Origin of the sequence: Martinezella dioscoreae, assembly GCF_009176305.1 — a bacterium.
Lineage (GTDB): Bacteria > Pseudomonadota > Alphaproteobacteria > Rhizobiales > Rhizobiaceae > Rhizobium > Rhizobium dioscoreae.
Map to the genome: position 1 here is coordinate 79,498 of NZ_BLAJ01000003.1, position 17,448 is coordinate 96,945.

The 17,448-nt window shown below is 59.7% G+C and carries 18 protein-coding genes; 15 read left to right on the forward strand and 3 right to left on the reverse strand.

All coding sequences use genetic code 11. From position 1 onward, the window contains the following. The first annotated feature begins 24 nt into the window (after positions 1–24). Complete coding sequence (locus GDN47_RS12205; protein ID WP_113329061.1) at positions 25–867, forward strand: oxidoreductase; 843 nt, start codon at positions 25–27, stop codon at positions 865–867. A gap of 73 nt (positions 868–940) precedes the next feature. Here the strand turns inward: GDN47_RS12205 and GDN47_RS12210 are convergent, their stop codons facing one another. Continuing rightward, a complete protein-coding gene (locus GDN47_RS12210; protein ID WP_113329062.1) occupies positions 941–1,573 on the reverse strand; it encodes an outer membrane protein in 633 nt (210 codons plus the stop codon). A gap of 364 nt (positions 1,574–1,937) precedes the next feature. On the opposite strand from GDN47_RS12210, the gene GDN47_RS12215 reads away from it, so the two are divergent. The 5 genes from GDN47_RS12215 (at position 1,938) to GDN47_RS12235 (ending at position 6,382) form a co-directional block, all read left to right on the forward strand. Then, entirely contained in the window at positions 1,938–2,705 is a 768-nt protein-coding gene (locus GDN47_RS12215; protein WP_113329063.1) for an SDR family oxidoreductase, read from the forward strand. After that, a complete protein-coding gene (uvrC, locus tag GDN47_RS12220) occupies positions 2,702–4,741 on the forward strand; it encodes an excinuclease ABC subunit UvrC (RefSeq protein WP_152093467.1) in 2,040 nt (679 codons plus the stop codon). The genes GDN47_RS12215 and uvrC overlap by 4 nt, the downstream gene beginning before the upstream one ends. A 206-nt stretch (positions 4,742–4,947) precedes the next feature. Continuing rightward, positions 4,948–5,535 carry a CDP-diacylglycerol--glycerol-3-phosphate 3-phosphatidyltransferase gene (gene pgsA / locus GDN47_RS12225; protein ID WP_069616214.1) on the forward strand — a complete coding sequence of 196 codons (588 nt, stop codon included), beginning with the start codon at positions 4,948–4,950 and terminating at the stop codon, positions 5,533–5,535. Further along, positions 5,535–5,789 carry a molybdopterin converting factor subunit 1 gene (gene moaD, locus GDN47_RS12230; protein WP_069616328.1) on the forward strand — a complete coding sequence of 85 codons (255 nt, stop codon included), beginning with the start codon at positions 5,535–5,537 and terminating at the stop codon, positions 5,787–5,789. The genes pgsA and moaD overlap by 1 nt, the downstream gene beginning before the upstream one ends. A 125-nt stretch (positions 5,790–5,914) precedes the next feature. Continuing rightward, entirely contained in the window at positions 5,915–6,382 is a 468-nt protein-coding gene (locus tag GDN47_RS12235; RefSeq protein WP_113329138.1) for a molybdenum cofactor biosynthesis protein MoaE, read from the forward strand. Between the two features lie 3 nt (positions 6,383–6,385). Here GDN47_RS12235 and GDN47_RS12240 read toward each other — a convergent pair whose 3' ends face one another. Further along, complete coding sequence (locus tag GDN47_RS12240; protein ID WP_113329065.1) at positions 6,386–7,282, reverse strand: branched-chain amino acid ABC transporter permease; 897 nt, start codon at positions 7,280–7,282, stop codon at positions 6,386–6,388. Between the two features lie 67 nt (positions 7,283–7,349). On the opposite strand from GDN47_RS12240, the gene GDN47_RS12245 reads away from it, so the two are divergent. Further along, complete coding sequence (locus tag GDN47_RS12245; protein ID WP_113329066.1) at positions 7,350–7,898, forward strand: CGNR zinc finger domain-containing protein; 549 nt, start codon at positions 7,350–7,352, stop codon at positions 7,896–7,898. Continuing rightward, the gene (locus tag GDN47_RS12250; protein ID WP_113329067.1) at positions 7,895–8,416 is read left to right on the forward strand and encodes a hypothetical protein; all 522 of its coding nucleotides are present in this window, start codon (positions 7,895–7,897) and stop codon (positions 8,414–8,416) included. The genes GDN47_RS12245 and GDN47_RS12250 overlap by 4 nt, the downstream gene beginning before the upstream one ends. 358 nt (positions 8,417–8,774) lie before the next feature. On the opposite strand, the gene ndk is transcribed toward GDN47_RS12250, so the two are convergent. Then, entirely contained in the window at positions 8,775–9,197 is a 423-nt protein-coding gene (ndk, locus tag GDN47_RS12255) for a nucleoside-diphosphate kinase (protein ID WP_152093468.1), read from the reverse strand. Between the two features lie 192 nt (positions 9,198–9,389). On the opposite strand from ndk, the gene GDN47_RS12260 reads away from it, so the two are divergent. The 7 genes from GDN47_RS12260 to GDN47_RS12290 all read left to right on the forward strand — a co-directional run bounded on the left by GDN47_RS12260 (position 9,390) and on the right by GDN47_RS12290 (position 17,446). Then, positions 9,390–9,899, forward strand: a complete 510-nt coding sequence (locus GDN47_RS12260; protein WP_152093469.1) for a DinB family protein — start codon at positions 9,390–9,392, stop codon at positions 9,897–9,899. A 157-nt stretch (positions 9,900–10,056) separates the two neighbouring features. After that, positions 10,057–10,557 (forward strand): hypothetical protein, encoded by a 501-nt coding sequence (locus tag GDN47_RS12265; RefSeq protein ID WP_113351709.1) that lies wholly within the window; start codon positions 10,057–10,059, stop codon positions 10,555–10,557. 49 nt (positions 10,558–10,606) lie between these two features. Further along, complete coding sequence (locus GDN47_RS12270; RefSeq protein WP_152093470.1) at positions 10,607–12,496, forward strand: ABC-F family ATP-binding cassette domain-containing protein; 1,890 nt, start codon at positions 10,607–10,609, stop codon at positions 12,494–12,496. 103 nt (positions 12,497–12,599) lie between these two features. Further along, positions 12,600–13,493: a polysaccharide deacetylase family protein gene (locus tag GDN47_RS12275; RefSeq protein ID WP_152093471.1), complete on the forward strand. Its 894-nt coding sequence runs from the start codon at positions 12,600–12,602 to the stop codon at positions 13,491–13,493. 116 nt (positions 13,494–13,609) lie between these two features. Then, positions 13,610–15,670: a prolyl oligopeptidase family serine peptidase gene (locus GDN47_RS12280; RefSeq protein WP_152093472.1), complete on the forward strand. Its 2,061-nt coding sequence runs from the start codon at positions 13,610–13,612 to the stop codon at positions 15,668–15,670. A gap of 143 nt (positions 15,671–15,813) precedes the next feature. After that, positions 15,814–16,923 carry a TRAP transporter substrate-binding protein gene (locus tag GDN47_RS12285; RefSeq protein WP_069616205.1) on the forward strand — a complete coding sequence of 370 codons (1,110 nt, stop codon included), beginning with the start codon at positions 15,814–15,816 and terminating at the stop codon, positions 16,921–16,923. 190 nt (positions 16,924–17,113) lie between these two features. After that, positions 17,114–17,446, forward strand: a complete 333-nt coding sequence (locus GDN47_RS12290) for a hypothetical protein (RefSeq protein WP_152093864.1) — start codon at positions 17,114–17,116, stop codon at positions 17,444–17,446. The last annotated feature ends 2 nt before the right edge of the window (positions 17,447–17,448 follow it).

Genomic DNA, 17,448 nt, shown 5'->3' on the forward strand with positions numbered 1-17,448 from the left:
TGCCAACCCACGAAGGAGAAAATCATGCGTGTTTGGTTCATCACGGGCGCATCCCGCGGCTTTGGCGCCCTCATCGCCCAAGAAGCCCTCGCCGCCGGCGACGCCGTTGTCGCTACGGCCCGCAATCCCGCCGGTCTGGCAGAGAAGTTCGGCAACCATCCGAGCCTCCTGCCCGTCGCCCTCGACGTCTCGAACGAAGCGCAGGCTCATGAGGCCGCCGCGGCCGCCGTCAAGCGCTTCGGAAAGATCGATATCCTTGTCAACAATGCCGGTTACGGGCTGCTCGGCGCCGTGGAAGAAGCAACGGCCGAGGAGATCGAGAAGCTCTATGCCACCAACGTCTTTGGCCTGCTGAAGGTGACGCGCGCCATCCTGCCGCATATGCGCCGGCAGCGCTCGGGCCATGTCATCAACATGTCCTCGGTCGGAGGCTATCAGAGCCATGCCGGCTGGGGCGTCTACTGCTCGACAAAGTTCGCGGTCGAAGGCCTATCGGAGGCAATGGCGGCGGAACTCAAGCCGCTTGGCATCAAGGTCACGGTTGTCGAACCCGGCTTCTTCCGCACCGACTTCCTTGATGAGAGCTCGCTTGCCGTCAGCCCGAGCTCGATTGCCGACTACAGGGACACGCCGGCCGGCGTCATGCGCGATTTCGCCGCCGGTCACAATCACGCCCAGCCCGGCGATCCCAACCGCCTTGCAAAATCGATGATCACGCTTGCCCATTCGGCGAACCCACCGCTGCGCATGCCCTTCGGCTCGGATACAATTGGCGCGATCGAGGCCAAGAACGAGTATGTCGCCAAGGAACTGGCCGACTGGCGCGAACTGGCCGTCTCGACTGACTTCCCGACGGATGCCGCCTAAATATTCAGAGGCATAACGCAAAAAAGCCGGGGCAAAACCCCGGCTTTTTCTTCAGGCTTAAGCCTTTGGGTAATCAGAACTTGACGCCGATACCGACCTTGACGCTCTGTTCGTCGTAGCCGCGAGAGAACCGACCGGAGTCGAGGTCGAAGTTCTTCTTGCCGTAGTCCGTGTAACGGTACTCGAGGCGAGCCGTGATGTTGTTGGTGATGAAGGTTTCAGCACCTGCACCGACCGTGTAACCAACAGCCGTCTTGCTGTCAGACGAGGTGTCGTCGGAGAGCTTGTTCTGGCCGAGTGCCAGACCGGCCGTGCCGTACAGCATGAACGGGTTGAAGTCGTAACCGAGGCGACCGCGAACCGAGCCGTTGACACCGTTCTTGGCGGTCAGGCCGTTGCGGGTGCTGTCGGCGCCGGAGTAGCCGAGGTCAGCTTCGATACCATATACGATCTGGCCCTGCTGCCAGTTGTAGCCGGTGAAGGCCTGGCCGCCCCAGGCGTAAGCGTCGCCGTTGCGGTTGAAGTGACCGGCGTTCCAGTCGCCAGCGCCACCGATGTAGAAGCCGGACCAGTTGTTGACGGCCGGAGCTGCTTCCTGGGCGACGGGCGGCTGCGGAATCTGCTCAACAGCGTCAGCAGCCTGAGCTGCGGTGTAGCCGCCGAGAGCGAAAGCGGAGACCATGAGGGTCGTGATAAGAGTACGCATACTTTTCTCCTTTCAGTCCCGTGTGCCCCGCTTACTGTCCTTGACTTCGAAGCGCCACGAGCGATTAAAACATATCCCTCCCGGATCGAGGTTGAAATTGGAATGCAAATGAGGAATTGGAAGAGCCAAAATATGATATCATTGTGGCACAGACGTGGCTGAATTTCGATGTTGCTTCATCGCAACAGAGGAATTGTTAACCCTAATCATCGGTTAAACTATGTATACTTATTTTAAACTAAATATATCTCAAGTTTTACATAAGAAACCCCAAAGCGCATCATTCGCTCATGCATCTTTTCATATGGTGTATCGACGCCCTATATGAGCATCGATTGGGTAACGACGAGCAAAAGGCGATCTCTTGAGCCAGGAAAAACTACGTACGGCGCTGATAACCGGCGCTTCCAAAAGAATAGGCCTGGCAATTGCCGAGGATTTGTCGGCTAATGGCTTCGCCGTAGCGTTGCATGCCAATCAGTCCCTCGCCGAAGCCGAGGAAATTGCGGCGAAATTGCGGCAAATGGGCCGGAGAGCCATTGCGATCAAGGCGGATCTGCAGAATTTGGGCGAGACTTCAACCCTTGTCGAAAGGGTTGCGGATACCCTCGGCCCGCTCGATCTTCTGGTGAATAATGCCTCAGCCTTCCTCGGCGATTCCGCCGATCATTTTGACGAAGAAGCCTTCGAGGCACATTTCGCAATCCATGTGCGGGCGCCGTCGATTCTGGCTGCCGATTTCGTCCGGCAGCTTCCCGAACCGCATCCGGGCCTGATCGTCAACATGGTCGATCAGCGGGTCTGGGCACTCAATCCGCGCTTCTATTCCTATACACTGTCGAAAGCCGCCCTCTGGACGGCGACTCAGACGATGGCGCAGAGCTTTGCGCCGCGTATCCGCGTCAACGCGATCGGCCCAGGCCCGACGGTGCGCAGCGTGCGGCAGACCGAAGAGGACTTTCAAGCGCAGATCGACGGCCTCATATTAAAGGCGGCGCCCGGGCTCGAAGAATTCGGCCGGACCATCCGCTTTCTTTTTGACACGCCCTCGATCACGGGCCAAATGATAGCGCTCGATGGCGGCCAGCACCTTGCCTGGGAAACGCCAGACGTGTCGGAGAGTGCAGAATGAATGGAAGAAAGCTGCCTGACGGCGGCGTTCTCTATGACGAATCAGAGGATATCGAAGACGACATCGAGGTGGAAGGCGATGCCGCAGCCTCCCCTATTGCGCCTGTCGACTGGAACGAAGGCGGAAAGAACGAGACGGGACTGCGCGGCGCCGAGCTGATCGCCGAATTCGTCAAGCGGCTGCCCAACAATCCCGGCGTCTACCGCATGTTCAACGAGGCCGGCGACGTGCTTTACGTCGGCAAGGCCAGGAACCTGAAGAAGCGCGTTTCCAACTATGCCTTGGGCAAGGTGCACTCCAACCGCATCGCCCGCATGGTGCGCGAAACCGCCAATATGGAATTCGTGACCACGCGGACGGAGACGGAAGCGCTGCTGCTGGAAGCGAATCTCATCAAGCGCTTGCGTCCGCGCTTTAACGTTCTGCTGCGCGACGACAAATCCTTTCCCTATATTCTGATTACGGGCGATCATCGCGCGCCGGCGATCTTCAAGCATCGCGGCGCCCGCGCCCGCAAGGGCGACTATTTCGGCCCCTTCGCTTCGGCGGGCGCCGTCGGGCGCACCATCAATTCACTGCAGCGCGCCTTCCTGATCCGGACCTGCACCGATAGCGTCTTCGAGACGCGCACGCGGCCCTGTCTGCTCTATCAGATCAAGCGCTGTTCCGGCCCCTGCACGCATGAGATCAGCGATGCAGGCTATGCTGAACTGGTACAGGAGGCGAAGGACTTCCTTTCCGGCAAGAGCCAGAACGTCAAGGCGCATATGGCCGAGGCGATGAATGCTGCCGCCGAAGATCTGGATTTCGAACGCGCCGCCATTTTCCGCGACCGTCTGGCGGCGCTCTCGCATGTGCAGAGCCATCAGGGCATCAACCCGGCCGGCGTCGAGGAAGCCGATGTCTTCGCCATCCACCACGAGGGCGGCATTTCCTGCATCCAGGTCTTCTTCTTCCGAACCGGACAGAACTGGGGCAACCGTGCCTATTTCCCGAAGGCCGATCCATCGCTCTCGGGTGCTGAAGTGCTGAACGCTTTCCTCGCGCAATTCTATGACGACAAGCCTGTACCGCGGCAGATCCTGCTGTCGGAGACCATCGAGGAAATGGAGCTCCTGGCGGCTGCTCTCAGTGAGAAGGCCGGTCATAAGGTTACGATCCTCGTGCCGCAACGCGGCGAGAAGCGCGATCTGGTCGAACATGTCATTGCCAACGCGCGTGAGGCGCATGGCCGCAAGCTGGCGGAAACCGCCTCGCAATCGCGGCTGCTCGAAGGCTTCAAGGAAACGTTCAAGCTTCCCTACACGCCACAACGCATCGAGATTTACGACAACTCTCACATCATGGGCACGAATGCGGTCGGCGGCATGGTCGTGGCCGGGCCGGAAGGCTTCGTCAAAAACCAGTACCGCAAGTTCAACATCAAATCGACCGACATCACGCCGGGCGACGACTTCGGCATGATGCGCGAAGTCATGACCCGCCGTTTCTCTCGTCTCCTGAAGGAGGAAGGCAAGCCCGACCGCAGCGGCGAGACCGACGCCAGCGTCGATGCCGCCGATCGCGCCTTCCCCGCCTGGCCCGATGTCATCCTCATCGACGGCGGCCAAGGGCAAATGACGGCCGTGCGCGCCATTCTCGATGAGCTCGGGATCACCGACAGTGTCATCGCCATCGGCGTCGCCAAGGGCGTCGACCGCGAAGCCGGGCGTGAGCGTTTCTTCGCCCCTTCGCGCGAAAGCTTCTCGCTCCCGCCGCGCGATCCCGTGCTCTATTTCATCCAGCGCATGCGCGACGAGGCGCACCGCTTCGCAATCGGCTCGCATCGCGCCCGGCGCAAGAAGGAGATGGTGAAGAACCCGCTCGACGAGATCGGTGGCATCGGCCCTTCGCGCAAGCGCGCGCTTCTCCAGCATTTCGGCACCGCGAAGGCCGTGTCACGCGCCGCACTTTCCGACCTGATGGCAGTCGAGGGCATTTCCGAAGCGGTGGCGCGTCAGGTCTATAACCATTTCCACGAGGACGCCGCGAAATAGGGAAAGCTCGTCGCAAATTCCACGCAATAGCGGTGAAAAAACAGAAACAATATTGACGATAAACTGACCAACCCATCATCTAAGGTGTGACCACCAAAAAGTGCGGAGCGGTTTTTGGGATCACACTCCATCAGACGACTTCAGCGGGATGGGATCAACAGTGCCCAATCCGGTTCGGTCGAGACAACAGAAACGAAACGATTTCCATGGCTTCGCGCGCTTACAGCATCCCCAATCTGCTCACCTACGGCCGCATTATCTGCGTACCCCTGATCGTTCTTTGCTTCTTCATCGAGGGTAAGCTGGAGGGCTCCGATTTTGCGCGCTGGGTCGCGCTCTGGATCTTCATCATCGCCTCGATCACCGATTTCCTCGACGGCTATCTCGCGCGTATCTGGAACCAGACCTCGAATATCGGCCGGATGCTCGATCCGATCGCCGACAAACTGCTGGTCTCCGCGATCCTGCTTCTGGTTGCGGCCGACGGCACCATTGCCGGCTGGTCGCTCTGGGCCGCCATCATCATCCTTTGCCGCGAAATCCTGGTTTCGGGTCTGCGCGAATATCTGGCGGCGCTGAAAGTCAGCGTTCCCGTGACGCGCATCGCAAAATGGAAGACGACCGCCCAGCTCGTCGCCATCGCCTTCCTTCTGGCTGGGCCGGCAGGCGACAAGGTGCTACCCTACACGACAGAGATGGGCATCGTCCTGCTCTGGGTCGCAGCGCTTTTGACCATCTATACCGGCTATGACTATTTCCGGGCCGGGCTAAAGCATGTCGTGGATGAGGAATGATGACGAAACTCGTCTATTTCGCCTGGGTGCGTGAGCGGATCGGTAAGGCCGAGGAAGAGATTTCCCTGCCCGCCGATGTCGTCACCGTCGGCGATCTCCTGAGTCATTTGAAAGGCTTGGGCGAGGAATACGAGGCGGCACTTCAATTCCCCCAGGCGATCCGCGTCGCTATCAACATGGAACATGCGGAGCACGATGAGCCGATCGCCGGAGCGCGGGAGATCGGGCTCTTCCCGCCGATGACCGGGGGGTGAGGAGCGGTCGGGCGAAGCCCGAGTAATCGATCCAGTGAATCGATTGCAGCGACGAACGCCCTGAGCCTTAGCGAAGGGTCGGGAGGCACCTCAGCATGTTTGCGAAGCCGATCAAGGAAATTGCGATGATTTCACCATTCGTCAAAGTCCAGCGCGAGGATTTCGATCTCCAGGCGGAGATCGATCGGCTAGCCGCCGGGCGGCGCGATATCGGCGCTGTCGTGACCTTCTCGGGCCTCTGCCGTGACGAAGGGGGCGCGCTCGGTGCCCTCGAACTCGAACATTATCCCGGCATGGCGGAAGCGGAGATCACCCGCATCGCCAGACTAGCCATCGAGCGTTTCGAGCTTCTCGGCCTGACCGCCATCCATCGCTTTGGCAAGATCGCGCCCGGCGAGAACATCGTGCTCGTCATTGCCGCGGCACCGCATCGGCAGGCCGCCTTCGACGGCGCCAATTTCGTCATGGATTTTCTGAAGACCTCTGCTCCCTTCTGGAAGAAGGAGCACGGCAAGGATGGTACCGAAGGCGGCTGGGTTTCGGCCAAGGATGCCGACGATGCCGCGCGGGCAAAGTGGGCCGGCAACACGTAAGCTTCAAGGCACCACTCTTTCGCGCCGGCTCATAACCAGCAGCAGGACGAGCAGCGAGAAGATGACGAAGTCGCGCCACAGGAACGGACCGTAGGCACCCCACATCGTCTCCGTCAAGCCAAGGAGCGCTGCCCCGCCCGCTGACTTCAGCGGATCGGAATAGCCGCCGACGGCCGCGATCATCAGCACCTTAAGCCCGAACATCAGCCCCGCCCCGAAATCCATCGTTCCATAGTAGGAAGTAGCCAGCAGGCCGCAGATGGTTGCGACGAAGGCTGACGCGACATAGGCAAGCAGGAAGACGCGGTTGGCACTGGCGCCGCAGAGCTCGGCAGCAAGGGAATCGTCCGTCACCGCCCGCCAGATACGCCCCCAGCCGGTGCATTTCAGCACATAGGCACCCGCGAGGATGACAAGGATCATCAGGGCCGTATTGAGCAGCTGGATTTCCGTCAGCGTCACGCGGAAATCGCCGCTATCCCAGAAGACGACAGCATCGTTCAGGAAGGGTGGCAGCCAGATGCCACGCGTATTCGAGGCAAGCCGCGCCGTTTCCATCAGGATGATCATCATGCCGAGTGCCGCGACGATGACCGTATTCGGTGACTTGCGCGACAGCGGCAGCATGATTGCACGGCCGACGAGGAAGCTGGTGCCGATCGTGTAGCCGACGGCGACGACGGCACCGAAGGCAAAGGCGGCCGGCAGAACCAGATACATCTTGGTGTAGCCGACATCGGTAAAGAGCACGAGCATCTGGCCGGCAAAGGCGAACAGCGCGCCATAGGTGATATCGGCCCGCTTCATGACCCCGAAGGCAATGGAATAGCCGAAGGCCAGCGTCGCATACAGTGCAGCGAGCGGAACGGCATTCGCCAGTTGCTGCAGAAGATAAGCCATTCCATCTCTCCGAAAAACGAGTAAATAGTAACTGGCAAAATGAATTTTACCAGTTATAATTTTCGCCATGAGTTTTTCCTGGACCCCACATCGCTTCTCCGGTGGCGCGCTCGCGCTCGATGTCGCCAACAGCGTAATCCTGCGCCATGACGACGGGCGTCGGATCGACCGCTTCGAGGCAGTGGGACAGATGGATAGCTTCCCGAAGGCAGCTGCGAATTTCTGCGCGGAGCGGGCGCTCTTCGGCGATATCCTGCCGGTAAAGCGGGAAAACCGCGCCGATTTCATTGCCCTCCGCGAGTTGATCGACCGCTATTTCCGGGCACGCATTCTTGGCGAGGCTGCCGATCCGCTGCTTGCGGATCTGCTTGCGGCATTGGCGCAAGTTCTGAAACGAGCCTCATCCGGTGGGCTCGATGCCGCGACGGTGCATTCGACGCTGCGCCTCATCGCCATGCCCGATCCCGAACGAATGAAAATATGCCGCAACTGCGGCTGGCTCTTCATCGACCGTAGCAAGAACAAAAGCCGCGCCTGGTGCGACATGGCGGTTTGCGGCAACCGAGCCAAGGCTAGCCGGCACTACCGGCGCAAGAAGGAGGAGACTGCGCCATGAGATTGCGAAGGATCATGCTGACAATGATGAGCGCCGGGATCATCGCCGGCCTGGCGCTGGCCAGTTGCCAGAGGAAAGACGACGAAGGCCCGACCCAGCTCACCGGCCGCCTTTTCGTCTTCAACTATCGCGTGGCGAGCGCAAGCTACATGATCACGCTCAAGAAGATCGCCCCGATCCCGGAGGGAACAAAGGCGATCGCGGAATTCGAAAATCCCGCGGGCGGCAACCCACTCGTCGTCACCCAGAAGATCTATACATTCTGGGACAAGATCACGCTGGAAAGCCCGGACCTGCACTGCGTGCGCAAGGACCGCCCCTATGCCGTCTCGATCAAGCTGGTGGATGCCAGCGACAAGACGATCCAGACGATCAAGACCGAAGTCAAATCCGATCTCGACCAGACCGTGCTGCCGACGAAACCGCTGGTCGTCGGCCCGGTCTATACCGCCAATCCGGATGTCTTCAAGGGCGATGGCAGCGCCGATTACGGGAAGGATATGGCCTGCCCGGCTTGAGAGGCAGCAGCGGGATAGTCTCCTCTTCCCACTCGCGGTAGGACAATCACATATGGGGTGATCAGCGCCGGAAATCCCTTCTCCCCTCTGGGAGAAGGTGGCCCGAAGGGTCGGATGAGGGGGTTACGATTTGAATTCATGAATTTTGGTGGTCTTGGCGGGCACCCCCTCATCCGCCTTGCGGCACCTTCTCCCCAAGGGGAGAAGGAGGACGGCGGCGATTTCAGTTCATATGCGATACCCCCTGCCCCCCACGGGGAGAGGGAGTCTAATTTGCCTGCATGAAAAAAGCCGGGATCGAAATCCCGGCTTTCATAAGTCATTTCAAATCGTTCAGCGCTTTCGCTGAAAGGCCGATTCAGCCGACGATTTCAGTTTCGGAGAACCAGTAGGCGATTTCGACGGCAGCCGTTTCCGGAGCGTCCGAGCCGTGAACGGAGTTTTCGCCGATCGACAGAGCGAAGGTCTTGCGGATCGTGCCTTCGGCAGCGTTGGCCGGGTTGGTCGCGCCCATGATTTCGCGGTTCTTCAGGATGGCGTTTTCGCCTTCCAGAACCTGAACGACGGTCGGGCCGGAGGTCATGCCTTCGACGAGTTCGCCGAAGAACGGACGTTCCTTGTGAACGGCGTAGAAGCCTTCAGCTTCGCGCTTGCTCATCCAGACGCGCTTGGAGGCGATGACGCACAGGCCGTTGTCTTCAAAAACCTTGGTGATGGCGCCGGTCAGGTTGCGCTTCGTCGCATCCGGCTTGATCATCGAGAAAGTACGTTCAATCGCCATGGGTCCATTCCTTGTAATCAGAGAAAAGTGGGCGGTCTTTACCTGCCCCAAGGCCCGAAAACAAGGGGGATCGGCCAATTTCACGCCGCTGTCACAGTCCGAGCAGCTGATTCGCGATCTGCTGGGTGGCGAAGCGGCTGTCCGCCACCAAACTTCGCGATAAAATCACCACCACTATAAGAGGAGACCCATATGCTCAAACATTTCAAGATGCTTGCCGACTATAATCGCTGGGCCAATGTCCAGGTCTACAATGCCGCAGCAAACCTCAGCGACGCCGAATTTCACGAAGACCGCGGCGCCTTCTTCGGCTCGCTCCACGGAACGCTCAATCATCTGTTGATAGCGGACCGGCTGTGGATGCACCGTTTCAACGGCACTGGCGGCGTACCTGCGTCACTCGATACCGTCCTACATGACACCCTTGAAGGCCTTTACAGCTTACGGGAGGCGGAAGATCGAAATATCATTACTTGGTTGGAAACGCTCGATGCCGATGCACTTGCCTCCGACATCACCTATACCTCGATCCTGCGCCCGGGCGCCATCACCGTTCCCCTCCATGCGGCGGTATCCCATATGTTCAACCATCACACCCATCACCGCGGCCAGTGCCACACTATCCTCACATCCATGGGCAAGCCGTCACTGGTGCTGGACCTCCTGCATTTTCTGCGCAGCGAAGGACAGCACTGGATGTAGCCAAGGGGAGAACCGTCGTTTCCCATCTTCGCCCAGACGTTGATCACATGCCTCATTTTGTTGCGCTGCGGCGAGGATCGGCCGTCTTGTTCATGTTCCCTTAACCTGCCGACCTGCAGATTGATAAGATATATCAGCTCACGGTCCAAAGGCAGGCATGAAGAACTCGCAGACAAGCGTTTCGGCATATTCCATCGATGACGATGAAACGGAAACCGAGCTTGAGGTTATCGGCCGCTTCATGACGCGGCTGAAGGTGAAAAACCTGCCGCGCAACTATCAGCTCTTCTATGAAGCGCTCTATGGCCAGGACCGCTGTCTTGCCGAAGAGATCGAGGCGCTTGGCCCCCTTCCCCCGCAAAGCGGGCTCGACGAGATTGGCCTGAAGCATCGCCTTGTCAGCCATTGCGGGCTGGTGGCGCGCAAATCCGAGAGCGACGCGGCCGAGATGCTGCGCGAAGTCGCCGATCAGCTCGCCAAGGGGCTGATGAAAAAGCAGCATTTTGCCCGCGAGATCGACACGACTCCGCATGCCAATGCTGCACTCGACAGCCTCAATGCCTCGCTCAGCAATCTCATGCTCTATGAAACGGAGCTGACCGAGCGGCTGCGTAACTGCGCCAATCTCTCGAAATCCTCGCAGAAGGCCGGCGCCTAAGCGCCGTCCCGCTCTTGCCTTCAGCGTCGAGTTCGGCCAAAACCGCGCCATGATTTCGATTTCAGACCTTTCCGCCCGCATTGCCGGCCGCCTTCTCATCGACCATGCCAGCGTGACGCTTCCGGCGGGCACGAAGGCTGGCCTCGTCGGCAAGAACGGTGCTGGCAAATCCACGCTGTTCAGGATCATCACCGGCGATCTCGCTGCCGAGAGCGGCTCGGTCTCGATCCCCCGCAATGCCCGCATCGGCCAGGTGGCGCAGGAGGCACCCGGCACCGAGGAGCCTTTGATCGATATCGTCCTGGCAGCCGACAAGGAACGCTCCGCATTGCTTGCGGAAGCCGAGACAGCGACCGATCCGCACCGCATCGCCGATATCCAGACGCGTCTGGCCGATATCGATGCGCATTCGGCCGAAGCACGTGCCGCCAGTATCCTTGCCGGCCTCGGCTTCGACCACGAAGCGCAGAAACGCCCCGCCTCCTCCTTCTCCGGTGGCTGGCGCATGCGCGTGGCTCTCGCGGCCGTCTTGTTTTCCGAGCCGGATCTGTTGCTGCTCGACGAACCGACGAACTATCTCGACCTTGAAGGCACGCTCTGGCTGGAGGACTACATCCGCCGCTATCCGCACACGGTCATCATCATTTCGCACGACCGCGATCTGCTGAACACGGCGGTCAATTCCATCGTGCATCTCGACCAGAAGAAGCTCACCTTCTATCGCGGCTCCTACGATCAGTTCGAGCGGCAGAAGGCTGAGGCCGACGAGTTGCAGATGAAGGCGAAGGCGAAGAACGATGCAGCCCGCAAGCACCTGCAGAGCTTCATCGACCGCTTCAAGGCCAAGGCCTCGAAGGCGCGGCAGGCACAGTCGCGCATCAAGGCGCTGGAGCGGATGGGAACGGTCGCCGCCGTCATCGAAGACCATGTGATGGGCTTCAGTTTTCCGGAACCTGAAAAGCAGCCCGCCTCGCCGATCATCGCAATCAGCGGCGGCGCCGTCGGCTATGAGCCGGGCAAGCCGATCCTGAAACGGCTGAACCTGCGCATCGATGCCGACGACCGCATCGCGCTGCTCGGCTCCAACGGCAACGGCAAATCGACCTTCGCGAAGTTCATTTCGGGCCGGCTCGGCGCGGAAAGCGGCGAAGTCAGGCTCGCACCGAACCTGAAGATCGGCTTCTTCGCTCAACACCAGCTCGACGACCTCATCCCCAACCAGACGGCCGTCGAGCATGTCCGCCGCCGCATGCCCGAAACGCCGGAAGCGAAGGTGCGCGCCCGCGTCGCGCAGATGGGGCTTGCGACGGAGAAGATGGACACGCAGGTCAAGGATCTCTCCGGCGGCGAGAAGGCACGGCTTCTCATGGGCCTTGCCGCCTTCGACGCACCGAACCTGCTAATCCTCGACGAACCGACGAACCATCTCGATATCGACAGCCGCAACGCGCTGATCCAGGCGCTGAACGATTATTCCGGCGCCGTCATCCTGATCTCGCACGACCGTCACCTGATCGAAGCCACCGTCGATCGGCTGTGGCTGGTGCGCGACGGCACCGTCTCGACCTTCGACGGCGATCTTGAAGAATATCGCAGCCTCGTCGTCGCCAGCCCGAAAGCCAAGGACGACAAGGCCAAGCCGAGCATCGGTGACGATTCCGTTTCCAAAGCCGACCAGCGCAAGCTCAATGCCGATCGGCGCGCCTCGCTGGCGCCGCTCAAGAAGAAGATCAATGAAATCGAATCCTTGACCGGCAAGCTTGAGAAACTGATTCAGGCTCTTGACGCAGAACTTGCGGACCCCGCCCTCTATGAGAAGGCACCGGCCAAGGCTGCGGAAAAGGCAAAACAGCGTGCCGATGCGGCAGAAAAGCTCGCGGCGGCCGAGGAGCAGTGGCTGGAACTTTCATCGGAATATGAGAGCGGCATGGCCAGCTGAAGCTGACCGCTTGTTAAGGAATTCGCGGCCGCTCCTAACCGATCATTAACCATAACTGCAGAATATGCGCTCAACTTCATAGACATAGTGTTGAGCGATTCTGATGAACTACCGTGTGTTGCTGGCTGGCCTCGCCGTGTCCCTGGCTCTCGGAGGATGTGCCACGAAACCAGGCAATGAAGCGTCGCTCAAGAGCAGCTATGCCGCCGAAGAGCCGCGTCACAAGCCGCTGAAGGCCAACGATCCCATCGAGATGGAGCCGAAGAAATGGCTCGTCGCCGATCTCGAAACAAGGGGAGACCTGGCGGGCATGAACGGCCCGCACAATCTCGCCGGCCGGACGCTGGAGGTCTCGTCGCTCAAGGATATCAGGCTCGCCGACAAGGAGGTCATCCTGACCTTCGATGACGGCCCGGCTCCCGGCAAGACGGAACGCATTCTCGCCACGCTCGACAAATTCGGCGTCAAGGCCGCCTTCATGATGGTCGGCGAAATGGCGCAGGCACACCCGGCGACGGCACGCGAGGTGCTTGCGCATGGCGATGCGATCGGCAGCCACACCTTCCGCCATCCCGATCTCGACAAGATGACTTTCGACGCGGCGATGACCGAGATCGCCCGCGGCAAGGATGCCGTCACCAAGGCGATCGGCACGGACGTTCCCTTCTTCCGCTTCCCCTATCTTGCCGACTCCAAACGCCTGCGCACGGCGATTGCCGCTCGCGACATGATCGTCATGGATGTCGATATCGACAGCAAGGATTACTTCACTTCGACCCCAGCCTCAGTGGTCGATCGCACCATGAAGCAGCTCCATCAGCGCGGCCGCGGCATCGTTCTGATGCACGACATCCACCAGCGCACGGTTAGGATGCTGCCCGTTCTCCTCAGCCGACTGGAGAATGAGGGCTACAAGGTCGTCACGCTGAAATACAAGCGCGAACCGGCCCCGGCGAGCAATATGGTCGCACAGGCCGACACAAAGATGGTCCGCTAAGGCGGGTCGACACCGAAAAATCTATGACCGATACGGGCGCGGAAGCATAGTTGCTTCAGCGCCCGTATTTTGGTTTGCTGAGGGCGACCACCAACAACAATGGAATGGCGAGCCCCATGCACCTTCACCTTGAACGCGACGACGACCCACAAACTCTGCAGTTCGTCGCAGAGAAGGATACCGAATCCGAGCGGCTGCTGATGACGCCGGAATTCGAGGCGGATCGCAACGCGATCAAGGAGATGATCGAACGCGAGGATCGGCTGATCGCCACGACCCGGCGCGGCAGCTGGCTGTTCGATTTTCATCGCAGCGCCGATCATCCGCTCGGTTGCTGGTATCGGCTGCCGGCCGATCTTACCCCTCTGCCCGACGCTCCCTGGGAACCAATCTTCGATCTCGACGCCTTCTGCGCCAAGGAGGGCAGAAAATGGCTCTGGCGCGGTGCGCTCACCTGCCCCTGGGAGCCGATGCGCGTGCTGCTTTGCCTTTCCGATGGCGGCTCCGATCCCATTCGGATGCTCGAATTCGATTGCGAGACGAAGAGCATCGTCGAAGGCGGCTTCGACACGCCGGCCGTGCGCAGTCACGCGACCTGGCTCAGCCGCGACGAAATCGCCTATTTCGGCTCCATCGACCGCGAATCCTCGACGCGTTCAGGCTGGCCGCGTCTCGGCCGCCGCCTGAGGCGTGGCCAGGTGCCGTCCGATGCACCCGTACTCTATGCCGCCGATGACAGCGACATCTATGGCTCCTGTTCGGTCTTCGATCCGCAACTCGCCGGTCTGGCGACGGGAGATGCGGCTAGGCCGATCCGTATTTTCAGCGCGGGTCACGAAATCGGCAGCGCCAGCCATTTCATCGAGGATGGGGACGGTTCGCTGCGGCGGATCGACCTGCCGAAGGATGCCGAGTTCGGGTTCAACCACTCCCATCTGATCTGGCTTGCCAAGACAGACGAACGGATCCCGGCCGGCAGCCTGGCCCTGCAACCCCTTCCTCGGGAGCCCGGCAAGACCGGTATCGATGCAAGACGCATCCTGTTTTCGCCCAATGACCGACAATCGGTTTCGCAATTCCTTTTGATGCGCGAATGGTGCGTCTTCATCGTCTCGGACAATATGCAACCGCATCTCTTCGTTCTCGACCTGACGAGCGCCGATGCCGAAATCCGCGAAATCGCACTGCCTGATGATGTTCAGACGGTGTCGGTCGCCCCGCTCTATTCCGATCTGCATCTCGGTGACGACACGCTGCAGGTCTATGGCGCGGGCTTTCTGCAGCCGCCCTCCTCCTACCGGCTGGATCTTGGCGATCGCAAGGCCCCGCTTGAACTCAAGCACATTGCCAGTTCGCCGACCTATTTCGACAGCGAAGGCATGACGTCCCTCCTGCTGGAAGCTACCTCCGAGGACGGGACGAAGGTGCCCTATCATATCGTACTGCCGAAGGCCTGGACCAAGGGCGAACTGCCGGTGCTGCAATATGGCTACGGCGGCTTCGACGTCCCGCTCGGCCCATATTATTCCGGGGTCATCGGCCGCTGGCTGGAACAGGGTAACGCCTTTGTGACGGCCTATATTCGCGGCGGAGGCGAATTCGGGCCGAACTGGCATCGCGTCGCAAAAGGCCAGGGTCGCCACAGGGCATTCGCGGACTTTGCCGCCGTCGCCCGCGACCTCGTCGCCCGCGGCTATACCAAGCCATCGCGCATAGCCGGCAATGGCGGCAGCAATGGAGGTTTGCTGACTGGCGTCATGGCGACACGCTATCCGCAGGATTTCGGCGCGATCTGGTGCCAGGTGCCTGTCCTGGATATGACCCGCTTCCATGTCTTCCCGGCCGGAAAAGCCTGGATCGACGAATATGGCGATCCCGACAATCCGGCTGATCGCGATTACCTGGTGAGCTATTCGCCGCTGCACAATGTCAAGCCTACCTCCGAGATCACGTATCCGTCGATCTACATCGAAAGCTCGAGCAATGACGACCGGGTTCATCCTTCGCATGCCCGGCGCTTCGCCGCCCAGCTGGAAGCGCTCGGCCATCATCCGCTGTTCCACGAATTCGGCTCGGGTGGCCATGGCGGCGACGGCGCATCAATCGAGCTCGCGACGCGCACGGCTCTGGGTTACAGTTTTTTGCGGGAGACGATCGTGAAGGGCAAAAGCCTTTAGATCACGCTTACGGCTCGCAGCAAAAATCAATGGTTGCACCAGCTTCCGATACGCTTGAAACGCGCCGAGCGGCATGATTAGCTGCGGCCGTGATTACGAAGAGCGGGCGAGTCCGCCCCGCTCGTATCCGGGGGGAGTAATAGATGGATCGTCGTTCATTTCTGCGGAAAGCCGGCGTCGCCGGCGCCGGGTCGGTGGCAGCGGCTGCAACACTTGCAGCACCGGCCATTGCGCAGAGCAATCCGAAAATCAACTGGCGCCTCACATCGTCGTTTCCGAAGTCGCTCGATACGATCTATGGCGGCGGTGAAGTGCTATCGAAATATGTTTCCGAGGCTACCGACGGCAATTTCAACATCCAGGTATTTGCAGCCGGCGAAATCGTGCCTGGCCTGCAGGCTGCAGACGCAACTTCGGCCGGAACCGTCGAAGCCTGTCATTCGGTCGCCTATTATTATTGGGGCAAGGATCCGGTCTGGGCCTTGGGAGCTGCCGTTCCCTTCGCGCTCAACGCCCGCGGCATGAATGCCTGGCAATATCACGGCGGCGGCATCGATCTCTTCAATGAATTCCTGGCGACGCAGGGGCTGATCGGCTTCCCCGCCGGCAATACCGGCGTGCAGATGGGCGGCTGGTTCCGCAAGGAAATCAACACCGTTGCCGATCTCAAGGGTCTGAAGATGCGTATCGGCGGCTTTGCCGGCAAGGTGGTCGAACGCCTCGGCGTCGTGCCGCAGCAGCTCGCCGGCGGCGACATCTATCCGGCGCTCGAGAAAGGCACGATCGATGCGGCCGAATGGGTCGGCCCCTATGACGACGAGAAGCTCGGCTTCTACAAGGTGGCACCCTATTACTACTATCCCGGCTGGTGGGAAGGTGGCCCGACGGTGCATGTCATGTTCAACAAGGCCGCCTATGAAGGCCTGCCGAAGGCTTATCAATCGCTGCTGCGCACGGCCGCGCAGGCGACCGACGCCAACATGCTGCAGAAATACGACTACCTGAACCCCGCCGCCATCAAGCGGGTCGTGGCCGAAGGGGCGAAGCTCAGGCCTTTCAGCACCGAAATCTTGAATGCCTGCTTCGACAAGGCCAACGAGGTCTATGCCGAAATGGAAGCCAACAACCCGACCTTCAAAAAGATCTGGGAATCGATCAAGGGCTTCCGCGGCCAGCATTATCTCTACACTCAGGTCGCCGAATACAGCTACGACGTCTACATGATGACGCTGCAGCGCTCAGGGAAGATTTGAGTGGTGCAATTGACGGCATAGGCTTTTTCCGGGCGGAGTCTGTCCAAAGCTCCGCCCGAAGAGGGTGACGACTTAGAGCAGAAGCCTGCCGATTCTTATACGAAACAAAAATCTGTGGTTGATTGATATTTCATATGAATTCCTTCCTGCGTTGTTGCTAGCTATTACTGTCTCAACGCTGGGGAATATTATGAACCGAAAACAATTTGCAGTAATTGTCTTATTGCCACTCGCCGCTTGCGCCAAACGTCCCGATGCCATCGTGCCTACAGAAATTCCGATGGCGGCCTATTCCAACCTTGATTGCGTAGGCCTCACGCGAGAGCTCAATACAGAGCAAGGAAAACTGACGGCCCTTTCGAAAGACCAGAATAATGCCGCCAATGGCGACGCCTTTGGCGTCTTCCTAGTCGGCGTACCCATGTCCAGCGTGACCGGCGGCGATAAAGAGGGCCTTATCTCCGTTACTAAGGGTAAGGTTCTATCTATTCAAAACACGATGAAGGCTAAAGGCTGCAAATGACC

Bases quoted from the DNA above. Each gene is read 5' to 3' on its own strand.
- GDN47_RS12245 (WP_113329066.1), top strand. From the start codon at position 7,350: ATGAGTTTTTCCTGGACCCCACATCGCTTCTCCGGTGGCGCGCTCGCG.
- GDN47_RS12250 (WP_113329067.1), top strand. From the start codon at position 7,895: ATGAGATTGCGAAGGATCATGCTGACAATGATGAGCGCCGGGATCATC.
- GDN47_RS12270 (WP_152093470.1), top strand. From the start codon at position 10,607: ATGATTTCGATTTCAGACCTTTCCGCCCGCATTGCCGGCCGCCTTCTC.
- GDN47_RS12290 (WP_152093864.1), top strand. From the start codon at position 17,114: ATGAACCGAAAACAATTTGCAGTAATTGTCTTATTGCCACTCGCCGCT.
- GDN47_RS12235 (WP_113329138.1), top strand. From the start codon at position 5,915: ATGATTTCACCATTCGTCAAAGTCCAGCGCGAGGATTTCGATCTCCAG.
- GDN47_RS12205 (WP_113329061.1), top strand. From the start codon at position 25: ATGCGTGTTTGGTTCATCACGGGCGCATCCCGCGGCTTTGGCGCCCTC.
- GDN47_RS12260 (WP_152093469.1), top strand. From the start codon at position 9,390: ATGCTCAAACATTTCAAGATGCTTGCCGACTATAATCGCTGGGCCAAT.
- uvrC (WP_152093467.1), top strand. From the start codon at position 2,702: ATGAATGGAAGAAAGCTGCCTGACGGCGGCGTTCTCTATGACGAATCA.
- GDN47_RS12240 (WP_113329065.1), bottom strand. From the start codon at position 7,282: ATGGCTTATCTTCTGCAGCAACTGGCGAATGCCGTTCCGCTCGCTGCA.
- GDN47_RS12265 (WP_113351709.1), top strand. From the start codon at position 10,057: ATGAAGAACTCGCAGACAAGCGTTTCGGCATATTCCATCGATGACGAT.
- GDN47_RS12275 (WP_152093471.1), top strand. From the start codon at position 12,600: ATGAACTACCGTGTGTTGCTGGCTGGCCTCGCCGTGTCCCTGGCTCTC.
- GDN47_RS12285 (WP_069616205.1), top strand. From the start codon at position 15,814: ATGGATCGTCGTTCATTTCTGCGGAAAGCCGGCGTCGCCGGCGCCGGG.
- ndk (WP_152093468.1), bottom strand. From the start codon at position 9,197: ATGGCGATTGAACGTACTTTCTCGATGATCAAGCCGGATGCGACGAAG.
- GDN47_RS12280 (WP_152093472.1), top strand. From the start codon at position 13,610: ATGCACCTTCACCTTGAACGCGACGACGACCCACAAACTCTGCAGTTC.
- GDN47_RS12210 (WP_113329062.1), bottom strand. From the start codon at position 1,573: ATGCGTACTCTTATCACGACCCTCATGGTCTCCGCTTTCGCTCTCGGC.
- pgsA (WP_069616214.1), top strand. From the start codon at position 4,948: ATGGCTTCGCGCGCTTACAGCATCCCCAATCTGCTCACCTACGGCCGC.
- moaD (WP_069616328.1), top strand. From the start codon at position 5,535: ATGACGAAACTCGTCTATTTCGCCTGGGTGCGTGAGCGGATCGGTAAG.